Below are 17388 nucleotides of genomic sequence, written 5' to 3'. Positions count from 1 at the left end.
GAGGCTCGGCCAGAGCACGGGGGTGAACACGCCGACAGACGTGATCGGGCCGACCTCGCGGCGCGGGCGCCGAGGCGGGCGGGCCGCACCGAGAGGGCAGCGCGAGGGCCGGCCCCTATAGCGCCCCGCCATGGTCACCGACCCGAACGGGCCGACGGACAGGCCGCGGAGCGCGGTCCGCGGGCAGGGGCGGCCCGGGTCGTGGCCGGGCCCCACGTCCCGCGCGCCGGTCCGGACCGGGTCCCGGACGTAGCGGGCCGGGACGTGCGTGGCGTCTTCCGTGCCGGGCGACCCTGAGACATCATGATCCGCCGTCAGCCGTTTGCCGTCGGTGAAGAGGTGAGGCGCATGCCCGGGCTCCGTATGGGTGAGGGGATTCTCCGCCGCAAACCCATCGAACACATCGAGGAGCCGGAACCCGGTGAGGGCGCCGGTCTGGACAAGTCGCTGGGGCTCTGGCAGCTCACCGCGATCGGCGTGGGCGGCATCATCGGCGCGGGCATCTTCACACTGGCCGGCACGGTGGCCCATGAGACGGCCGGCCCGGCGGTGCTGGTGTCCTTCCTGATCGCCGGCGTGGCGAGCGCCTGCGCCGCGCTGTCGTACGCCGAGTTCGCGGGGTTGATCCCGAAGGCGGGTTCGGCCTACACCTACGGCTACGCGGTGCTCGGCGAGTTCGTGGGCTGGCTCATCGGCTGGGACCTGCTGCTGGAGTACACGGCGATCGTGGCCGTGGTGGCGATCGGGATCTCCGGCTACTTCGGCTTCCTGGTGGAGAACCTGGGCGCCGATCTGCCCGACTGGCTGCAGGGCGCGCCGGGCACCGGCCACGGCCACCGCGTCGACCTGTTCGCGGCCGTGCTGTGCCTGCTGATCGCGTGGCTGCTCAACCTGGGCATGCGCAGCGCGGCCCGGTTCGAGACGGTCGTGGTCGCGCTCAAGGTGCTGGTGGTGCTGGTGGTGATCGCGGTGGGCGTGTTCCACATCGACACCGCGCACTACCACCCGTTCTTCCCGTTCGGGGTGGGCGGCGCGTTCACGGGTGCGGCGACGGTGTTCTTCGCCGTGTTCGGCTACGACGCGATGTCGACCGCCGCCGAGGAGTCGAAGGACGCCCAGCGGAACATGCCGAAGGCCATCGTCTACTCGCTGGCGATCTCGATGGTGCTGTACGTGGCGGCCTGTCTGGTGCTCACGGGCATGCAGGACTACAAATTCATCGACCCGGAGAGCGGCTTTTCCACCGCCTTCGACTCGGTGGGGCTGAGCGGCCTCGCGAACCTGGTCGCGGTGGGCGCGATCATCGGCATCCTCACCGTCATGTTCACGTTCATGCTGGGCGTCACCCGGGTGTGGTTCTCGATGTCCCGTGACGGGCTGCTGCCCCGGTGGTTCGCCAAGACGCACCCGACGCGGCACGTGCCGACCCGGGTCACCTGGATCGTCGGGGTGGCGTCGGCCGCCATCGCGGGGTTCGTCCCGATCGGGGAGGCGGCCGAACTGACCAACATCGGCATCCTGCTGGCGTTCGTCGTGGTGTGCGCGGCGGTGATCGTGCTGCGCCGCCGGCAGCCCGACCTTCCGCGCGCCTTCCGTACGCCGTGGATGCCGTTCGTACCCGCCCTCGGCGTGGTCTTCTCGGTCTGGCTGATCACGTTCCTCCAGTGGCAGACCTGGGTGCGGTTCGCCGTGTGGTTCGTGGTCGGCTGCGTGATCTACTTCGGCTACTCCTACCGCCGCTCGGCGCTCGCCCCGCGGCCGTCCGCCCGGTGATCACTCCCCCATGGCCAGGCCGTCGTCGGCGGCCCCGCGGCTGAGGACGACCTCCCTGATCCGGTCGCGCACGCTCTGCAGGTCGGAGCCCCGGTCGATGGCCCGGTTGAGATCGATGACGCGGCCGGCGTCGATGTCGTACAGCTGCGGGACGAACTCGGCCCGGGTTACCTGCCAGCGGCCGCCGGGCTCGGCGGGCGGGGCGAAGGTGAAGCGGCCGAGGGTGGACTCGTTGCCGCGCCGGTCCTGGACACCCTGGCGGTTGTACATCTCGCCGGCGACCTGGTCGCCCATGCCGTAGACCACCCAGGTGCCGTTGACCTTCTCATACGCCTGCGGGACGTGGGCGTGGGTGCCGAGGATCAGGTCGATGTCCGGGCGGTCGCCCGTCTTCGACGCGGTGAGCCGCTGGGCGAGGGCGAGCTGGAGCTGGTCGGGTGCGTCCTGCCATTCGGTGCCCCAGTGCAGGGAGACCACGACCACGTCGGCACCGGCCCGCCGGGCGGCGCGGGCGTCGGCGATCACCCGGTCGGGGTCGATCAGGTTGACGGCCCAGGGCTGTCCGGACGGCAGCGGTCCGACGTCGGTGCCGAAGGTGTACGCCAGGTGCGCGACCTTGGCCGAGCCCGCCTCGTGCAGGGCGATCGAGCGGGCCTCGGCCTCGCTGCGGGCGGTGCCGGCGTGTTTGAGGCCCGCCTGGTCCATGGCGTCGAGGGTGCGCCGGATGCCCTCGGCGCCGTCGTCGAGCGAGTGGTCGGAGGCGGTGGAGCAGCCGTCGTAGCCGGTCGCGGCCAGGGCCAGGGCGATCTGCGGCGGGGACTTGAACTTCGGGTAGCCGGCGTAGTCGCCGTCGGCGCCGTAGACGGTCTCCATGTGACACAGCGCCAGGTCGGCGTGGGCGACGACCGGTTCGACGCCGGCGAACATGGGCCGGAACTCGAAGCCGTGGCCGTTGGCGTCGAAGGAGGCCCGGTCGATGACGGAGTTGTGCGGCAGGACGTCGCCGGAGGCGACGAGGGTGAAGCCGCGGGCGGCGGCGGGTGTCGGAGGCTTGGAATCCTGCCGTCCCTCGTTCTGGCAGGCGGCCGCCGCCGCGAGGATTGCGGTGAGGGCCAAGGCCACCTGTTGCCTGCGTCCGAACATCGTCTCACCCCAGTGTGTTCGTATTTACCGACAAAGCCATGACGGGCATATGGTACGAATTTGGGTCCCCCCGTAAACGGTCCGAGCGCTCTCATTAGCCCGTCCGGTGTCACTGCCGAACCGTTTGTCCAACCGTTCGCCGACGCGATCGACCGTCCGTCGCAGAGCGTTGTGCGCCCCCTGTCCCCCGGCCGCGCCCTGCGCTGGCATACGGCCATGACGGCCGGAACCTCACTCATCCACGGGACGACTTCACCGATCCACGGGACGACGACCGCCGAGCACGAGCTGGCAGCACTCCAGCGCGAGCACGGCCGGCCCCTGTTCGCCCTGCTGCTCCGGCTCTGCGACGGGGACCGGCAACGCGCCGAGGACCTCGCGCAGGAGACCCTGGTGCGCGCCTGGCAGCACCCCGAGGCACTGCACGCCGACGACTTCGACTCGGTACGGCCCTGGCTGCTGACGGTGGCCCGACGGCTGGCGATCGACGCCCGGCGGGCCCGGCAGGCGCGGCCCCCCGAGGTCGGCGATCCGGTCCCGGACGACGCCCGGGTGACCGCCGACCACGCCGAGCGGGCAGCCGCGATGCTCGACGTCAGGGAGGCTGTGAAGACACTCACGCCGGAACACCGTGACGTCCTGGTGCTGGTGTACTTTCTCGGGGCCAGTGTGGCCGAAGCGGCGCGGACCCTGGGCATCCCACCCGGTACCGTGAAATCGCGCGCACATTACGCGCTGCGCGCCCTGCGCCGGGTCCTGCCGGGTTACACAGCCGACCTGCGGTGAAACCGGCAGCCTGGTCAAACCTCGGTAAAGCGCCTTGCTATGGCACCCGTCCGGGCAATGGGCTGTCCTCATCCGCGTTCCGGGCGAGGGCAGGGTCCGGGGGTTCGGGCGACGCGCACGTACCGGAGGAAGGGCAGGAAGGGATGCTGTACCGAGGTCACGACAGCACGGACGGCACCGGCGGCGGCGAACTGGCCGTCCCCATGGCCTGGTTGTACGCCGAGTACATCGCCGACGAACTGCTGCGCACCGGCGATCTGATGCCGCCGACGTCCTTCGAGTTCCGGGCCGGCCGGGACGCGCTGGCGCTGACCGTCTTCCTGTCCGACACCGACGGGGAGCTGTCCGGCATCCGGGTGATCTCGCAGCTGGAGAACTGGCTGTCGCTGACCGCCTACGACCAGCCGTGGCAGGACTGGGTGTGCCGGCGCATGACGGAGCTGACCGCCCGCGACGCCGTGGCGGGCGGTCCCTCGCCCGACCTGGCGCTCGCGGCGGACGCCTGGCGCTGGCTGGAGGAGACCGAACTGCTCGCGCCGGATCTGGACGCCGTGCCGGGCGGCGGCGCGGTGTTCGGCGAGGACGACGGGCCCAAGGTGTGGACGCCCGCCTGGCGGCTCGGACTGCCCCTCGGGCACCTCGCGATCCACCTCTTCTGAACCGGCCGGAATTCACACCAATCCGCGGGCCAGGCCGCTCCGAATCTCTTGTCCGGGATTCTGCGCGTGGCTTGAGTGATTCGGCTGTCGGCTGCGTACGGGTGGGAGCACGGAGTAACCCCACCCCCACCCTTCGGCACGAGGATTCGGCATGAGGTCCCTGGAAAGGCATCGCGACGTCGGCGCGTACGCGCTGGGCGTGCTGGACGAGGCGGAGGCCTTCCGCTTCGAGGACCACCTCATGGAGTGCCCCCAGTGTGCGGCACACGTGACCGAATTCGGCCCCGCCACACGGCAGTTGCTGCTGTACCGCCGGGCCACACCGCGGTTCGTGCCTCCGCTGGCGCAGCCCGGCACCCGGCTGCTGGAGCGGCTGCTCGGCGACCTCGCCCACCGTGGCCGGGCGCGCCGCCGCCGCTTCCTGTACGGCCTGGCGGCGTCCGTGGTGCTGGCCGTGGCCGGACCGGCCGTCGTCGCCTTCACCGGGGCCGGCGGGCCCGCCCCGCGGGTCAGCGCGGCCACCGATCCGCGCACCGGGGTGTGGGCCGAGGTGGCGGCCGACGACCGGGACTCGGGCAGTCAGGTGCGGTTCCAGGTCAAGGACGCCTCCGGACGGCACACCTGCCGCCTCGTCGCCGTGGGCCTCGACGGCTCCGAGGAGGTCGTCGGCACCTGGCGGGCGCCGGGCCCCGGCACCGGGACCCTCGCGGCGCTCGGCGCCTCCACCATGCACCCGGACCAGGTGGCCCGCTACGACGTCCGCACCGAGGACGGCCGACCCCTGGTGACCCTCAAGGCTCCCTAGGGTCTCCCGTCGGCGGCTCCCCCGGGGCCACCCGGGCTCCCCCGGGGCCACCCGGGCTCCCCCGGCACCCCGGCGACCACCCGGGGCTCGGCCAGGGCTCACTTCAGCAGGCGGGAGAGCCGGCGGTCCGCCAGCGGCTTGCCGCCCGTCTGACAGGTCGGGCAGTACTGCAGCGAGGAGTCGCTGAAGGAGACCTCGCGGATGGTGTCACCGCAGACCGGGCAGGGTTCGCCGGTGCGGCCGTGGACGCGCAGGCCGCTCTTCTTCTCGGACTTCAGCCGCCCGGCGGCCACCCCCCGGGAGCGCTCGACCGCCTCGGTGAGTGTTCCGCGCAGCGCCTGGTACAGGTGCCGGCTCTCCCGCGGGGTGAGGGAGGCGGCCAGCTTGAAGGGGGACATCTTCGCCGCGTGCAGGATCTCGTCGCTGTAGGCGTTGCCCACCCCGGCGATCAGGGACTGATCGCGCAGCGCGCCCTTCAGCCGGCGTCTCTCCGCCTTCAGCAGCGCGGCGAAACGCTCCTCGTCGAAGTCGTCGGCGAGCGGGTCCGGGCCGAGCCGGGCGATGCCCGCGACCTCCAGCGGGTCGCGGACCACGTACACCGCGAGCCGCTTCTGGGTGCCGGCCTCGGTGAGGTCGAAGCCCTCGCCACCCTCCAGTGCCACGCGCAGCGCCAGCGGACCCTTGCCGGGCTTGGGCGGGCCGTCGGGCAGCCGGTCCCTCCACTGCAGCCAGCCGGCCCGGGCCAGATGGGTCACCAGGTGCAGTCCGTTGTCCGCGGTCAGGTCCAGGAACTTGCCGTGCCGGCGCACGGCGGTCACCTCGCCGCCCTCGAAGGCGGTGACCGGGGGGTCGTACGTCTTGAGCACGCTGATGGCGACGGGCATCACCCGCGCCACCCGGCGGCCGACCAGGTGCTCGGTGAGGAAGTCCGTCAGCGCTTCTACCTCGGGCAGTTCCGGCATACGTCCAGAGTGCCATCCGGCACCGACAACGCCCTGCGCTGCACGGCCGCCCTACGGCACCCGGAACTCGCACCACACGGCCTTGCCGCCGCCGCGCGCCTCCACGCCCCAGATGTCGGCCAACCGGTCCACCAGGAGCAGTCCACGGCCGGAGACGCCGTCCTCCCCCGCCTCGCGGCGGCGCGGCAGGGCGCTGGAGGAGTCCTCGACCTCGATCCGCAGCCGGCGTTCGCCGTTCTCCAGGGACCGCAGGGTGACGATCGCGGGCCCCTCGGTGTGCATCAGCGCGTTGGTGATCAGCTCGTCCGCGACCAGTTCGATCTCGTCGGCGCGCTCCCGGGCACCCCAGGCGCGGACGGCGGCGCGGACCATGTGCCGGGCCTGGGTGAGGGCCTCCGGGTCGCCGGGCGCCACGTGCTGCTGGATGCGGCCGCCCGGGCGCGGGGCCTGCGGCACCCTGCGGCGCAGCAGGAGCAGGGCCACGTCGTCCTCGCCGCCGCGTTCCTCGGCCATCCGGATCAGCCGGTCGGCGAGGGCGTGGACGTCGGCCGGCCCCTCGCCGACGAGCGTGGCGAGGCCGCGCATTCCGTCGTCGAGGTCGGTGCCCGGCTGCTCGACGAGTCCGTCGGTGCACAGCAGCAGGGTGTGGCCGGGATCAAGCTCGAGGGTGGACACGGGGTACTCCAGCCGGCCGAACTCGGCGGACAGGCCGAGCGGGAGGCCGCCCTCGACACGGACCCGGCTGCAGGTGCCGTCGGGGTGGCGCAGCAGCGGGTCGAGGTGGCCGGCGCGGACCGTCTGGACGACTCCGGTGGCCAGGTCGGCCTCCGCGTACAGGCAGGTGGCGAAGCGGTCGGTGTCGAGTTCGTGCAGGAAGACCGAGGCGCGGGCCATCACGGTGGCCGGGGTGTGGCCCTCGGCGGCGTAGGCGCGCAGCACGATCCGCAGCTGGCCCATCACGGCGGCGGCGTGCGTGTCGTGGCCCTGGACGTCGCCGATGACCGCGCCGACCCGGCCGCCGGGCAGCGGGATCAGGTCGTACCAGTCGCCTCCGATGTCCCGGCCCAGGGCGGCCGAACGGTAGCGGACTGCGACGTCGGCGCCCTGGACGCTCGGGATGGTGCGCGGCAGCATGGCCTGCTGCAGGCCCTGGGCGAGGTCCTTCTCCTGCTCGTAGAGCATGGCCCGCATCAGGCTCTGCGCGATGCTGCTGCCGAGCGCGACCAGCACGGCGCGCTCCTCGGTGGAGAAGCCGCGCCGGTCGTCGTAGAGCAGGCCCATGGCGCCGATCGGGCGGGCCTGCGCGATCAGCGGGAGATAGGCGGCCGAGGTGATGCGCAGCCCGGTCAGATGGGGCCAGAGGATCGGGTAGCCCTCGGCGAACTCCTCCGGGGACTCGATGAACCGCGGCTGCATCGTGCGGACGACCTCGCTCATCGGATACGGCTCGTCGATGCGGTGCACCTGGGTGCTGACGGGGATGAAGCTGCCGGGCGGGGCCTCGGCGACGAGCCGGATACGGCCGGCCTCGACCAGGCCCATGACCAGGCTGGCCGCACCGAGGTGGCGGACGCCGTGGGTGTCCTTGAGCACGTCGATGACGTCCTGGACGCTGCGGGCGTGGGCGAGGGCGGCGGAGATGATCTGGACGACGTCGGTCTGCCGGCGCAGGGCCTCGTCCTGCGCGGCCCGCAGGCTGCGGGTGGTGCTGTCGGCGAGTTCGTCGGTGGCGTCGCGGACGATGCCGACGATCCGGCGGGGGCGGCCGGAGTCGTCGCGCCGGATGTAGCCCTGGGTGTGTGTCCAGCGCGGGGTGCCGTCGCGGCGGCGGATACGGAAGTAGCTGCCGTAGTTCTCGCTGCCGTCCTTGATGGCCCGGGCGATCGCCGCGTCGAGCCGGGCCGCCTCCGGGGGTGGCACCCGCGGGGCGAGGGACTCGGGGCGGCCGTCGAACTCCTCCGGGAGCAGGTCGAGCACCGCGAGGGCCTGCGCGTCCATGTGGACGAGACCGGTGTCCAGGTCCCAGTCGAAACTGCCCATGTGGTTGAGCGCGAGAATCGGGTCCGGATGGGAGGGCCAGTCCTCCGGGAGTGACAGGGCGCTCGCTCCCCGATCTGCCATGGGGCCACCTTGCCAGGATTCGCCCGATAATTCGACCCGGTGGTATCCGCGCCGCACACGGTCGGTCACCGATCGTGATTCCTCGTCTATGGTCTGCATCGCCCCCGTGTGACGGGATGGGTGACGGGCAACCCGGGGAGCATCCTGCCGCGAGAAAGGGCGCGCCCCGTAGTGGACTGGTTCACCGCACCCGACTACTGGCTGAGCCGGTTGGTTCTCCAGCGGGCCCTGGCCGTCCTGTACCTCGTCGCGTTCCTGACCGCCGCCCTGCAGTTCCGGGCCCTGCTCGGCGAGCGCGGCATGCTGCCGATCCCCCGCTTCCTGGCGCGGACGTCGTTCAGGCGGGCCCCGAGCCTGTTCCACCGGCACTACTCGGACCGGTTCTTCGCCGGCTGCGCCTGGGCGGGCTGCGCGGTCTCGGCGGCCCTGATCGCGGGGGCGGACGGTGAACTTCCGTTGTGGGGCGGCGTCCTGCTGTGGCTCGTGCCCTGGGTGCTGTATCTGTCGATCGTCAACGTGGGCCAGACCTGGTACTCCTTCGGCTGGGAGTCGCTGCTGCTGGAGACCGGCTTCCTCGCGGCGTTCCTCGGCAACGACGAGGTGGCCCCGCCGGTCCTCGTGCTGTTCCTGCTGCGCTGGATCCTGTTCCGGGTCGAGTTCGGCGCGGGGCTGATCAAGCTGCGCGGCGACGCCTGCTGGCGGCAGCTGACCTGTCTGGACTTCCACCACGAGACCCAGCCCATGCCGGGCCCGCTGAGCTGGTTCTTCCACCACCTGCCCAAACCGCTGCACCGGGTGGAGGTCGCCGCCAACCACGTCACCCAGCTGGTGGTGCCGTTCCTGCTGTTCACTCCCCAGCCGATCGCCTCCGCGGCGGCCGCGCTGATGATCGTCACCCAGCTGTGGCTGGTGCTCTCCGGCAACTTCGCCTGGCTCAACTGGGTCACCATCGTGCTGGCCCTGTCCGCGCTGCGGCTGCCGGGAGCCGCGCCGTCCGTGCCGTCGGCGCCCCGGTGGTACGAGGCCCTGGTCCTCGCCGTCGCCGCCCTGCTGCTGTTCCTGAGCCACCGCCCGGTGCTGAACATGATCTCCCGCCGCCAGGTCATGAACCGCTCCTTCGACCCGCTGCACCTGGTGAACACCTACGGCGCCTTCGGCAGCGTCAGCCGGGTGCGCTACGAGGTGGTGATCGAGGGCACGCTCGACGACAGGCCGCGCGAGGACTCCGACTGGCGGGAGTACGAGTTCAAGGGCAAGCCCGGCGATCCCCGGCGCCTGCCGCGCCAGTACGCGCCCTACCACCTCCGCCTGGACTGGCTGATGTGGTTCGCCGCGCTGTCGCCCGCCTATGCCGGGGAGTGGTTCGGCGCACTGATGGAACGCCTGCTGGAGAACGACCGCGACACCCTGCGACTGCTGCGCCGCTCCCCGTTCCCGCCGGACACCCCACCCCGCTACGTCCGAGCCCGCCTCTTCCGCTACCGCTACACCACCTGGCAGGAACTACGCCGGACGGGCGCCTACTGGCAGCGCACATACGTACGCGAGTACCTGCCACCCACCCGGCTGACGGAGGGAACGTAGGCAGATGCGGATGGGGTCCCAGGTGCGGGCGCGGGCCCAGCACATTCCGGCCGGGGAGCCAGTCGCGGACAGGGCTCGGACGAGTCGGGCGCCGGGGCGGGTGCGGGTGCGGTCGCAGGCGCGTAGGTCGCGCGCGGGCGCAGACCCGGCACGGCGCGGAAACCCGTCTGGGCGTGGGCCCGGCGGGCGCGCGCAGCCCGGGCGCGGGCGGACTCCTGGCATGAGCGCGGTCCTGCCGCCCGCCGGGGGCAAGCATCCAGGGGCGGGCGCGGCGCGGGCGGAGTCCCGGCGCGGCCTGAGCCGGTCGCGGTCCGTTCACAGACCCGGCCAGGGGGAGTCCCGGCATCGGGGTCGCGGGCGCGAGCGCGGTCGCGACGCGGGCACAGTCTCAGCGCGGGCCCGGCGCGGCACGGGCACAGTCCCAGCGCGGGCCCGGCGCGGCACGGGCACAGCCCGGGCGCGGGCGAGTCGCGGGCGCAGCGCCCGGCGCGGCACGGACACCCCGTCTGGGGGTGGGCCCGGGTGGGGCGCGCAGCTCGGGCGCGGGCGGACTCCTGGCATGAGCGCGGTCGTGGCACGGGTGCCGGCCCGACGCGGGCACAGTCCCGGCGCGGCACGGGCACAGTCTCAGCGCGGGCCCGGCGCGGCACGGGCACAGCCCGGGCGCGGGCGAGTCGCGGGCGCAGCCCCCGGCGCGGCACGGACACCCCGTCTGGGGGTGGGCCCGGGCGGGCGCAGCTCGGGCGGGGGCGGACTCCTGGCATGAGCGCGGTCCTGCCGCCCGCCGGGGGCAAGCATCCAGGGGCGGGCGCGGCGCGGCGCGGGCGGAGTCCCCGGCGCGGCCTAAGCCGGTCGCGGTCCGTTCGCAGGCCGGGCCAGGGCGCGTCCCCGGCATCGGGGGCGCGGGCGCGAGCGCGGTCGTGGCACGGGTGCCGGCCCGACGCGGGCACAGTCCCAGCGCGGGCACAGCGCTGGAGCGGACGCGGGTGGGCATGGTCAGGGGACCGGAGCGGGCACAGCACAGCCCCGGCGCAGGCCCGGACGTGACCGGCTGAACGGCCGCGGGGCACCGTGGACCGGCACCGTCGCCGGGCCACGGTGCGCGGGGTGCTCAGCCTCGGCGCAGCCGCAGGGTCATCAGCTCGAACGGCCGTAGCCGTACGGTGATGCGGGCGCCGTCGCGCACCGGCGGCTCGCCCTCGCCGGCCGGCCGTTCCAGCAGGTCCGTCACGGTGACATCCGCGACCTCGAAGTCCGCGGTGAGCGTGGCCCGGGCTCGGCCGCCCTCGGCCTCGTGGAAGCGGACGACCACGTCCCCGCTGCCGTCGTCGGCGAGCTTCACCGCCGTGATCACCACCGCCTCGTGATCGACGGTGATCAGCGGGGCCACCTCCCGGGCGCCGGTCGCGTGCCGCTCCGGCAGGTTGATCCGCCAGCCCTCGCGGACCGCGTCGGCGATCGAGGCGCCGGGGACCAGGGCATGCCGGAAGCGGTGCACGCCCTGATCGGTCTCGGGGTCGGGAAAGCGCGGGGCGCGCAGCAGCGACACCCGGACCGTGGTGGTCGTACCGCGGTCGCCCTCGGCGCGCACGGTACGGGTCACGTCGTGGCCGTACGTCGAGTCGTTGACCACCGCGACGCCCCAGCCGGGCTCGGCCAGATGGACGAAGCGGTGGTTGCACGCCTCGAACTTGGCGGCCTCCCACGAGGTGTTGGTGTGGGTGGGGCGGAAGACGTGCCCGAACTGGGTCTCGGAGGCGTACCGTTCGGCGTGCAGGTCGAGGGGGAAGGCCAGCTTCAGGAACTTCTCCGTCTCCCGCCAGTCCACCTCGGTGTCGATGAGCAGCCGCCGTTCCCCCGGTGGCAGGGAGAGCACCTGGGTGACGCGCGAGTCACCGAAGGAGCGGACGACCCGCACCGACGCGCCGTCCTCGCCGGCCCCGACCGAGTCGGCGTCGGTGAGGTCGGTGACGGTGTTGCGGTAGAAGGAGTCGACGTCCCAGGCGTCCCACATGTTCGGGAAGTCCGGGTGGAGTTGCAGGAGACCCGCGGCCTGGCCCGGGGCGATCGTCTCGCGGTCGGCGGCGGGATCGTACACGGAGACGACCAGGCCGCGGGCGTCCACGGTGATCCGCAGCAGACCGTTGTCCAGGACGTGACCGCCGTCCGCGGTGCCGGTTCGGGTCGTCCCGCGCGGCACGTCGGGGGTGGCGGCCCCGCCCGCCGGGACACCGTGCCGGGCGTGCGGGGCGGCGTTGAACACCAGGGGGACGTCACCCTGTCCGGCCAGCGCCCGCTGGCCGGCCTCGATGACGGCGGTGAGTTCCCCGGCGAGCCGCTCGTAGGTGGCCCGCGCCTCCCGGTGCACCCAGGCGATGGACGAGCCGGGCAGGATGTCGTGGAACTGGTGCAGCAGGACCGTCTTCCAGATGCGGTCCAACTCCTCGTATGGGTAGGCGAATCCGGTGCGTACGGCGGCGGTGGCCGCCCAGAGTTCGGCCTCACGCAGCAGGTGTTCGCTGCGCCGGTTTCCCTGCTTGGTCTTCGCCTGGCTGGTGAGGGTGGCGCGGTGCAGCTCGAGGTACAGCTCGCCGACCCAGACCGGCGGTTCGGGGTACTCGGCCTCGGCCTGCTCGAAGAAGGCGCGCGGTGTCTCCCAGACGACGGTGGCCGAGCCTTCGAGGTCGCGCAGCCGGGCCGCCTTGGCGATCATCTCGCGGGTGGTGCCGCCGCCTCCGTCACCCCAGCCGGTGGGCGCGAGCGAGTGCCTGGCCCGGCCCTTGTCCTTGAAGTTCCGGGCCGCGTGGGCGATCTCGGCGCCCTTCATGGAGCAGTTGTAGGTGTCGACGGGCGGGAAGTGCGTGAAGATCCGGGTGCCGTCGATGCCCTCCCAGCGGAAGGTGTGGTGGGGGAAGACGTTCGTCTGTGACCACGAGATCTTCTGCGTCAGCAGCCACTTGGAGCCGGCCGCCTTGATGATCTGCGGCAGGCCGGCGGCGAACCCGAAGGTGTCGGGCAGCCACGCCTCCTCGTTCTCGATGCCGAACTCGTCGAGGAAGAACCGCTTGCCGTGCACGAACTGGCGGGCCATCGCCTCCGAGCCGGGCATGTTGGTGTCCGACTCCACCCACATCCCGCCGGCCGGCACGAACCGCCCGTCCGCCACGGCCTTCTTCACCCGCGCCCACACCTCGGGCCGGTGCTCCTTCACCCACGCCCACTGCTGCGCCTGGGACATGGCGAAGACGAACTCCGGCTCGTCCTCGACGAGCGCGGTCATGTTGGACGTGGTCCGGGCCACCTTGCGTACGGTCTCACGCAGCGGCCACAGCCACGCCGAGTCGATGTGCGCGTGCCCGACGGCGCTGATCCGGTGCGCGGACGGCACGGCGGGCGCGGCGAGCACCTCGCTCAGCTGTGCCCGTGCCCGGGCGGCGGTGCCGCCCACGTCCTGGAGGTCGACGGCGTCCAGCGCCCGCTCGACCGCCCGCAGCAGGTCCCAGCGGCGCGCGGCGTCCACGGGCAGCTCGGCCATCAGCTCGCCGAGCACCTCCAGGTCGAGCACCAGCTGCCAGACGGTCTCGTCGAAGACGGCGAGGTCCATGCGGGTGAGGCAGTACTGCGGCTCGTGCCCGGCGGTGTCCGGGTCGCCGAGCGGGGTGGGCCGGAAGGGGTGGTAGTCCAGGATGACCGGGTTGGAGGCGGCCTCGATGTGCAGACACACCTGCTCCCCGCCCTCGGCCGGCGCGCCGACGCGCACCCACTGGTTGCGCGGGTTGAGGCCCTTCACCGGGGTGCCGTCGGGCCGGTAGACCAGGCCCTCGCACTGGAAGCCGGGCATGTTCTCGTCGAAGCCGAGGTCGAGCAGGGCTTCGACGGTCCGCCCGGCCCACTCCTCGGGCACGGTCCCGGTCACCCGGAACCAGCTGGTTCCCCATGGAGCACCCCACCGGGTGCCGACCCGGATCGGCTCGGGCTCGGCGGCGAGTCCCTCGGCGACCGGCACCGGTTCGCCGGGCGCGTGCCACACGGCGACCTCCAGCGGCACGGACTCGGGGTAGACGGCGGGGCGGATGCGTTCGTCGAGGACGCGCCGGAGGCGGGCTTCCACCAGAGTGCGGTCGTCATGCATGCGAGGTGCTCCCTGCGAGGGTTCGGTGACTACCAGGGGTGGGTGACGGTCACGGGGGCCGAGGCGTTGTAGAGCTCCCCCACCGTGCGCACTTCGAACCGTGCGGCGCTCTCGCCCTGTTCGGGCCGCAGTCCGGTGAGGAAGTAGGCGCGCTGTCCGGTGGCGCCGAGGAAGCGGCGGGTGCCGTCGGGCAGGATCCGGTGGAGGGTGTAGTGGCGGACGGGGCCGTGGGCGGCGTTCCAGGCGAGCCGCAGGTCGCCGCCGGCCGCCGCGCTCACGTGGGCGCCGCAGGGGCCGGTGGGCGGGGTGACCGTGTCGTGGACGGCGAGCCCGCCCAGCCGCCAGCGCACCGGTCCAGCCGTGGCGGTGAGCCGCACGCCGAGGGCGTGGACGGTGCCGGACAGACCGGTGAGCGGGACCGTCAGGGTCCGCCATCCGCCGGCCGCCCGCGCCGCACGGCTCCGGCGGGCCGGGTTCGCACCCGGATAGGTGTACGGCGGGCTCGCCCCGGCGCCGCTCGGTTCGGCGGTGGCCACCGCCGCCTCGACGTCCACCGTTCCGGCCTCGGTCCGGTACGTCAGCTCGACGACCGTGTGGTGGCCGACGGGCAGGCGGGTCGCGTACAGGTCCAGGACCACCGGCTGATCGGGGTCGCCCTCGACCAGCACGCTGCTGCCGCCCCGCCAGGCGTCCGCGAAGTCGAAGGAGACCGTCGGCCGCCTCCCGGGTGTGCGCACCACCCAGCGCCGCGAGGGCAGCAGGTCCTGGAGCCCGAGGTGGTTCCAGGGCGTGTCCGAGACGACGGCGCCCTCCTCGTACCAGCGCAGTCCGTGACCGGTGTTGAAGACGCTGGCGAACGGCAGCGAGGTGACCGTCGAGCGGTCCGCCACCGACACCGCCGGGGCGCGCCACGGGTCCGCGGCGTCGGGCCGGGACGGGTCGAGGGACCGTCCGCTCCAGAACCGGTCGTCGGCGGCGTGGAAGTCCCGCGGCGCGCGCCGGTCGGCGGGCAGCTGGTCGCGGGTCCACTCCGGCCGGTAGAAGCCGATCGAGGCGAGGTGCGGCTTGGCGGTCGGCACGATGGCGTCCCAGTCGACCGAGGTGTCCGACCCGTTCGACTCGACGTCGATCCCCGCCCACAACTCGTACGGGCTGCGCCCTAGTTGCGCGGCCCTGGTGCCGGAGGCGGCCAGGGTGGCGGCGCTCCACCGGAAGTCGACGAACAGATCGTCGGAGGCCTGGAAGAACGCCTGGTTCTGGCTGTTCAGGGCCCCCTGCCAGCCGACCGTGCCGTTGACGGTCATCGCGTCGTACCAGGTCACCCGCTGCCCCCTGGCCGCGGAGAGGGCTTTGAGCTCCGTGACGAAGCCGAGCATGGCGGTGCCGAGCGCGGTGTTGCCGCCGCCCGTCTCGGCGTTCACGAACCAGCCGTCGAAGCCGTACGCGGCGGCCACCGCGACGAGCTGGGCGGCGAGCGGGTGGTGCCCGGTCGCGTCCTTCCGGACGAGGTCGCGGGTCCACTCCAGGCGGCCGCCGTAGGCGGTGGGCGGCAGGAAGACGTTCCCGAGGACGGGCACGCCGTGCCGGTGGGCGGCGTCCACGATCGGCGCGTTCGGGGCCAGGATCAGGCCCTCGCCGGCCGAACCGCCCCAGAACACCAGTTCGTCCAGGTAGGCCCAATGGCTGAGGGCGTAGTAGTCGGCGGTGGCCGCGCCCTGTGAGGGGTTGCCCGCGGTGGGGCCGAAGGAGACCAGGGCCTGCACACGGGCCTGACCCGAGCGGGCGGTGGTGTTGGCGGGGGTCGGCGTGAAGCGGGGGGCGAGCGGCACGGAAGAGGCGTTGAAGGCGAGGTCGGGGTCGTCGGCGGCGCGCCAGCTCTTCAGGCTGCGCCAGGTGATGCCCGCCCCCGGACTGCCGGCGGGAAGCGAGTCCGGATACCAGTAGGAGGCGTACGGCGGGGCGGCGGTGGCCTGCGCGGGAGGGGCGGGCGTGGGCCGCGCCTCGGCGGGGGCGGTGGGCGTGGACCGTGCCCGCGCGGTGGCGGGGGCGGCCGGGAGCAGGGCGGCTGCCGTGCCGGCGATCAGGACGGTGCGTCTGGTGGGGTTCACGAGCGGGTGCCTCCGTGTGGGGTGGGGAGTACCTGGTCGGGAGTGACGGTTTCGGTGATGCCGCGGGCGGCGAGGTGTTCCTTGTCGTCGGCGCGGGTGTCGAGCACGGTGGTGGGGCGGACACCGTCGGCGACGAGCCGGAAGAACGCGTCGAAGACCGGTCCGCCGGGCGCGCAGCGGGGCCGGCGGGCCGGGTCGGCGGGCACGACGAGGGCCGTGCCGCGTACGTCCGGAGCCGGGTGCGCTTCCCGGGCCGACGCGGCGAGCACCCGGGCGAGGTCCTTGGGCCGCCGGTCGTTGGTCAGCAGGCCGAGGGTGTACTCCAGTTCGGGGAAGTCGGCGAGGCCGCGCGAGACGTCGTGGGAACACCACCAGGTGATGCCCCATAGATCGGGACAGTCGAGGGCGTTGCCGACGGTCGCCTCGGTGAAGGCGGCCGCGTGCTCGGCGGGCACGAGGGGCGCGGGCGCGCCGACCTCCTGGAGCCACACGGGCCGGTCCGGTTCCTCGGCCCAGGCCTTGCTCAGCTCCACCAGGTAGGCGGCGTGGTGCTCGGCCGGCACGGAGTCGCGGCCGTGTCGCTGGGCGGTGCCGTTGAACACCCAGGAGTGCACGGCCGTGACGGCACCGAGGCGGGCCGAGTGGGCGGGGGTGAAGGGCTGGTCCTCCTGGTACCAGGCGGCGTCGTACGAGGCGTGCAGGTGCGTGCGCCCCGGCGCACCCTCGGCACAGGCGGCCAGCAGCCGCACCAGCCACCGTTCGGCCTCGTCGGCGGTGATCCGGTCGGGGTCCGGGTGAGGGCCGGCGGCGAACTGGTTGATCTCGTTGCCGAGGGTCATGCCGAGGAAGTTGGGGCGGTCGGCGAGGGCCGCGGCGAGGGTGCGCAGATAGGCCGCCTGGCCGTCCACCACGTCCTCGGCGGTGAAGAGGTTGCGCCGGTGCCAGGTGCGGGTCCAGGCGGGGAGGAAGTCGAAGCTGCTCAAGTGCCCCTGCAGACCGTCGACGTTGACGTCCAGCCCGCGTTCGGCGGCCGCGTCGGCGAGGGCCACGAGCTGGTCGACGGCTCGGGGGCGGATCAGTGTGCGGTTGGGCTGGAAGTACGGCCACAGCGGGAAGACGCGGATGTGGTCGAGGCCGAGGGCGGCGATCGCGTCGAGGTCGGCGCGTACGGAGTCGAGATCGAAGTCGAGCCAGTGGTGGAACCACCCCTCGCTCGGGGTGTAGTTGACGCCGAAGCGCACGGCAGGGGGCATGCGGTGTCCTTGCTCCTTGCGGACGGGGAACGCGGGGGCTTCGCAAAGTGGCCGGGCGGTCG

At 73.2% G+C, this 17388-nt stretch carries 11 protein-coding genes; 5 read left to right on the top strand and 6 right to left on the bottom strand.

Features of this window, described 5'->3' with window-relative positions; translation table 11 throughout:
• The first annotated feature begins 348 nt into the window (after positions 1 to 348).
• Complete coding sequence (locus ACIBA9_RS01045; RefSeq protein WP_399359255.1) at positions 349 to 1773, top strand: amino acid permease; 1425 nt, start codon at positions 349 to 351, stop codon at positions 1771 to 1773.
• Here the strand turns inward: ACIBA9_RS01045 and ACIBA9_RS01040 are convergent, their stop codons facing one another.
• Positions 1774 to 2916 (bottom strand): CapA family protein, encoded by a 1143-nt coding sequence (locus ACIBA9_RS01040; RefSeq protein WP_399359254.1) that lies wholly within the window; start codon positions 2914 to 2916, stop codon positions 1774 to 1776.
• Between the two features lie 216 nt (positions 2917 to 3132).
• Between ACIBA9_RS01040 and ACIBA9_RS01035 the strand changes: the two genes are divergently transcribed.
• The 3 genes from ACIBA9_RS01035 (at position 3133) to ACIBA9_RS01025 (ending at position 5166) form a co-directional block, all read left to right on the top strand.
• On the top strand, positions 3133 to 3702 hold the full coding sequence (locus ACIBA9_RS01035; RefSeq protein WP_399359253.1) for a sigma-70 family RNA polymerase sigma factor: 570 nt from the start codon (positions 3133 to 3135) through the stop codon (positions 3700 to 3702).
• A 143-nt stretch (positions 3703 to 3845) separates the two neighbouring features.
• Positions 3846 to 4361 (top strand): hypothetical protein, encoded by a 516-nt coding sequence (locus ACIBA9_RS01030; protein WP_362151715.1) that lies wholly within the window; start codon positions 3846 to 3848, stop codon positions 4359 to 4361.
• Positions 4362 to 4512: 151 nt separating this feature from the next.
• Positions 4513 to 5166 carry a zf-HC2 domain-containing protein gene (locus ACIBA9_RS01025; RefSeq protein ID WP_399359252.1) on the top strand — a complete coding sequence of 218 codons (654 nt, stop codon included), beginning with the start codon at positions 4513 to 4515 and terminating at the stop codon, positions 5164 to 5166.
• A gap of 98 nt (positions 5167 to 5264) precedes the next feature.
• Here the strand turns inward: ACIBA9_RS01025 and ACIBA9_RS01020 are convergent, their stop codons facing one another.
• Complete coding sequence (locus ACIBA9_RS01020) at positions 5265 to 6128, bottom strand: Fpg/Nei family DNA glycosylase (protein ID WP_399359251.1); 864 nt, start codon at positions 6126 to 6128, stop codon at positions 5265 to 5267.
• A 51-nt stretch (positions 6129 to 6179) separates the two neighbouring features.
• Positions 6180 to 8249 carry a SpoIIE family protein phosphatase gene (locus ACIBA9_RS01015; protein WP_399359250.1) on the bottom strand — a complete coding sequence of 690 codons (2070 nt, stop codon included), beginning with the start codon at positions 8247 to 8249 and terminating at the stop codon, positions 6180 to 6182.
• Between the two features lie 171 nt (positions 8250 to 8420).
• Between ACIBA9_RS01015 and ACIBA9_RS01010 the strand changes: the two genes are divergently transcribed.
• On the top strand, positions 8421 to 9833 hold the full coding sequence (locus ACIBA9_RS01010; RefSeq protein WP_399359249.1) for a lipase maturation factor family protein: 1413 nt from the start codon (positions 8421 to 8423) through the stop codon (positions 9831 to 9833).
• Positions 9834 to 10944: 1111 nt separating this feature from the next.
• Here ACIBA9_RS01010 and ACIBA9_RS01005 read toward each other — a convergent pair.
• Genes ACIBA9_RS01005 through ACIBA9_RS00995 form a run of 3 tightly spaced genes read right to left on the bottom strand, consistent with a single transcriptional unit; the run spans position 10945 to position 17326 of the window.
• Positions 10945 to 13965 carry an alpha-mannosidase gene (locus ACIBA9_RS01005; RefSeq protein ID WP_399359248.1) on the bottom strand — a complete coding sequence of 1007 codons (3021 nt, stop codon included), beginning with the start codon at positions 13963 to 13965 and terminating at the stop codon, positions 10945 to 10947.
• A gap of 29 nt (positions 13966 to 13994) precedes the next feature.
• Positions 13995 to 16073: an endo-beta-N-acetylglucosaminidase gene (locus ACIBA9_RS01000; protein WP_399359247.1), complete on the bottom strand. Its 2079-nt coding sequence runs from the start codon at positions 16071 to 16073 to the stop codon at positions 13995 to 13997.
• Positions 16070 to 17326, bottom strand: coding sequence for a glycosyl hydrolase (locus ACIBA9_RS00995; RefSeq protein ID WP_399359246.1), 1257 nt, complete (start codon positions 17324 to 17326; stop codon positions 16070 to 16072). Before ACIBA9_RS00995 ends, ACIBA9_RS01000 begins: the two co-directional genes overlap by 4 nt.
• Positions 17327 to 17388: the final 62 nt, after the last annotated feature.

Origin of the sequence: Streptomyces sp. NPDC051452, from assembly GCF_044454765.1 — a bacterium.
Taxonomy (GTDB): Bacteria; Actinomycetota; Actinomycetes; order Streptomycetales; family Streptomycetaceae; genus Streptomyces.
Note: the sequence above shows the minus strand (reverse complement) of the source record. Positions and strands in the feature narration are given on the sequence as shown.

Coding starts and splice junctions, on each gene's coding strand:
- ACIBA9_RS01035 (WP_399359253.1), top strand. CDS start 3,133: ATGACGGCCGGAACCTCACTCATCCACGGGACGACTTCACCGATCCAC.
- ACIBA9_RS01030 (WP_362151715.1), top strand. CDS start 3,846: ATGCTGTACCGAGGTCACGACAGCACGGACGGCACCGGCGGCGGCGAA.
- ACIBA9_RS01045 (WP_399359255.1), top strand. CDS start 349: ATGCCCGGGCTCCGTATGGGTGAGGGGATTCTCCGCCGCAAACCCATC.
- ACIBA9_RS01020 (WP_399359251.1), bottom strand. CDS start 6,128: ATGCCGGAACTGCCCGAGGTAGAAGCGCTGACGGACTTCCTCACCGAG.
- ACIBA9_RS01040 (WP_399359254.1), bottom strand. CDS start 2,916: ATGTTCGGACGCAGGCAACAGGTGGCCTTGGCCCTCACCGCAATCCTC.
- ACIBA9_RS01015 (WP_399359250.1), bottom strand. CDS start 8,249: ATGGCAGATCGGGGAGCGAGCGCCCTGTCACTCCCGGAGGACTGGCCC.
- ACIBA9_RS00995 (WP_399359246.1), bottom strand. CDS start 17,326: ATGCCCCCTGCCGTGCGCTTCGGCGTCAACTACACCCCGAGCGAGGGG.
- ACIBA9_RS01025 (WP_399359252.1), top strand. CDS start 4,513: ATGAGGTCCCTGGAAAGGCATCGCGACGTCGGCGCGTACGCGCTGGGC.
- ACIBA9_RS01005 (WP_399359248.1), bottom strand. CDS start 13,965: ATGCATGACGACCGCACTCTGGTGGAAGCCCGCCTCCGGCGCGTCCTC.